3 protein-coding genes are annotated in these 2,805 nt (G+C 71.7%); 1 reads left to right on the plus strand and 2 read right to left on the minus strand.

Annotated features, from left to right (window positions below):
- Both WBA11_RS07810 and WBA11_RS07815 read right to left on the minus strand, forming a co-directional pair.
- Nucleotides 1–1,184, minus strand: a 1,184-nt coding sequence (locus WBA11_RS07810; protein WP_424520136.1) for a serine/threonine-protein kinase, incomplete at its 3' end; no start/stop codon positions are given.
- On the minus strand, nt 1,181–1,750 hold the full coding sequence (locus WBA11_RS07815; RefSeq protein WP_424520137.1) for a sigma-70 family RNA polymerase sigma factor: 570 nt from the start codon (nt 1,748–1,750) through the stop codon (nt 1,181–1,183). The genes WBA11_RS07815 and WBA11_RS07810, both read right to left, overlap by 4 nt.
- Before the next feature lie 204 nt (nt 1,751–1,954).
- On the opposite strand from WBA11_RS07815, the gene WBA11_RS07820 reads away from it, so the two are divergent.
- A partial coding sequence (locus WBA11_RS07820) for a histidine kinase dimerization/phospho-acceptor domain-containing protein (protein WP_424520138.1) occupies nt 1,955–2,805 on the plus strand: 851 nt, incomplete at its 3' end.

Consider the following 2,805-nt stretch of genomic DNA (forward strand, 5'->3'; position numbering starts at 1 on the left):
ACGACGGGCAGCTGGCGGCGGTGCCGGTCGAGGTCTTGCGCCAGGGCCTCGGCCGAGGCGTAGCGCCGCCCGGGCTCCTTGCGGAGCGCCTTGAGCACGATCACGTCGAGGTCTCCCCGGAGCTGGCGGCGCAGCCGGTCCGGGCTGGTGTCACGCTGCCGCGCCGTCTCGGCCGCATCGTCCTTGTCACCGACGACGCGCGTGCTGGGGCGTGGCGGGTCTAGCTCGGCAACCGTCCGAGCGACCTCGGTCGGCGTCCGGTGCTCGATGCGGTAGGGCCGTTGGCCCGTCAGCAGCTCGTAGAGCACAACGCCGAGACCGTAGACGTCCGAGGCCGTCGTCAGGCTATCGCCGCGGACCTGCTCGGGGCTCGCGTACTCGGGCGTGAGCGGGCGGAGCGCCGTCTGGGTGATCGGCGCCGACGCCGACCCGAGCCCGGGGTTGAGCAGCTTGGCGATCCCGAAGTCGAGGAGCTTGACGCCCGGGGCGCCCCCGGGCCCTCCGTCGGCCGTCACCAGGATGTTCGACGGCTTGAGGTCGCGGTGGAGGACGAGATTCTGGTGCGCCGTGTGTACGGCCTGGCAGACCTGCTCGAAGAGCGCGAGCCGGTCGTCTAGCCTCAAGCGGTGCGCGTCGCAGTACTCCGTGATCGGCTGACCCTCGACGTACTCCATCGCGAAGTACGGCACGCCGCTTGCGGCACCGGGCATGGGCTCCGTCACGCCGCCGTCGAGGAGCCGCGCGATGCCCGGATGGTCCAGCCCGGCCAGGATCTGGCGCTCCTGCTCGAACCGGGCGAGCGCGTCGGGCGACGCCAGACCCCGGACGAGCTTGAGCGCGACGTAGCGCACGAACGGCACTTCGCGGACGGCGAGGTAGACGGCCCCCATCCCGCCCTCGCCCAAGAGCCGCAGCACGCGGTACGGCCCGACGGTCTCGCCGACGAGTGGGTCGGTGGGGGAGGGGGGCGCAGCGGGCAGACCATCGATCAGCCCCGTCGCCGGGCGGTCGAGGAAGCCGTCGTCATCGGCCTCGGCGTCGAGAGCGAGTAGGGCCTCGACCTCGTTGCGGAGCGCGTCGTCGTCGGGGCAGGCGGCGTCGAGGAACGCGGCGCGTTCTGCGGCCGGGTGGAGCCGGGCGGCCCGGAACAGCCGCTCTAGGCGGTCGGGGGCGTCGGTCGTCACGGCTCTGGGTCGGTGAGCGCCCGCTTGAGCCAGGCCCGGGCCAGGCGCCAGTCGTTCGAGACCGTCGCGTGCGAGACGCCGAGCGCCTCCGCCGTCTCGTCGAGCGTGAGCCCGGCGAAGTAGCGGCACTCGACGACCCGGACCCACCGGGGGCGCTCCTGAGCCAGCCGCGCCAGCGCGTCGTCGACGGCCAGGACTTCGTCGAGCGGAACGGCGTCGCGGTCGCCGAGCTCGCCCGCGTCGGTGAGCGAGACGTGCTCGCCGCGGCGCTTGTCGGCCGTCTTCTTGCGAGCGTGGTCCACGAGCACACGGCGCATGGTCTGGGCCGCGGCGCCGAAGAAATGAGCCCGCCCCTCAAAGCCCGCGTCTTGGTAGCGGACGAGCCGGAGGTAGGCCTCGTGGACGAGCCCGGTGGGGGATAGGGTGTGGCCCGCCCGCTGGTCGAACAGCTTGCCCCGAGCCATCTCGCGCAGTTCGGGGTAGACGCCCGCGAGCAGCCGGTCGAAGGCGCCGTCGCGGCCGGCCTCGACCTCCTGGAGTAGAACGGTGACGCTGGGATCAGGCACAGCAGGCGGGGTCTCGGGCAGGACGAGCCGTCGTGGTCATGTCGCGACCGGATCATCTAGGGTGGCTCCTAGATGGTTGGTCTCGCTCAGGTTGGAGCACGTGCCTAAAGGTAGGTCGAACACGTGAAGACTCGTCCCGCGACTCAGCTGGTTTTGGGAGTCCGGGTCGCGCCCGCGTCACGATGGGGGACTGCACCCCTTGCCATGCGCGCCCTCGTTTACCGCCTCGTGCCTCCGACCGACGACGTTGGAGCGTTCCACCAGGGCACCCTCCTGGTCGTCGCCTGCTTCGTCACGGGCCTGTTCTCGGCGTTCTACGCCGTCCTCGACGCGGCGTTTGGGCTGTGGATCGGGACCGCTGTGATGACCGGAGCGGCAGGACTCTTTCTCGGCCTAGCGCCGGTGTTCCGGCGGACGGGGTCCATCCCGATCGTCGTCCACTCGTTCCTGGCCGTCGGCACGCTCGCCGTTCTCGCCAACGCCCACCTCGCAGGAGGGGCCGAGGTGCTCCCGTGGCTCGCCGTCGTCCCGCTTGCGGCCGTCCTCCTCACTGACGGCCACCGAGGGCTGGTGTGGGGCGTCGTGGCCGTCGCGCTGGCGGCGGGCTTCGCCGTCCTGGAAGGCGTGGGCTATGCCTACCCGGTCGTGCGGACGCCCCAGGACAGCCCGGTCTGGACCGCCCTAGTTCGCGCCGGACTTCCCTTGCTGGTGTTTCTGCTGGCGCGTGTGTTCTGCCACGAGCGTGCTCGGGCGCTCGCGACGATCAGCGCTCAAAAGGCCGAGATCCAGGACGCGCTTGACCGGCTGGAAGAGACCAAGGCGCGGCTCGTCCAGCGCGAGACGCTGGCCGCGCTCGGCCAAGTCACGGCTGGGATCGCCCACGAGGTCAAGAACCCGCTCACTTTCATCACGGGCTTCTCCGAGCTCAACCGAGAGCTCGCCGCCGAGCTCCGCGGCGAGGCGGAGGCGGGCCGCCTCGACGGTGTCGTCGCGGTGGCGGCCGAGATCGAGGCCAACGCTGAGCGCGTCCGCCAGCACGGCGAGCGGGCCGACGC

Origin of the sequence: Rubrivirga sp. (assembly GCF_049648075.1) — a bacterium.
Classification (GTDB): domain Bacteria; phylum Bacteroidota; class Rhodothermia; order Rhodothermales; family Rubricoccaceae; genus Rubrivirga.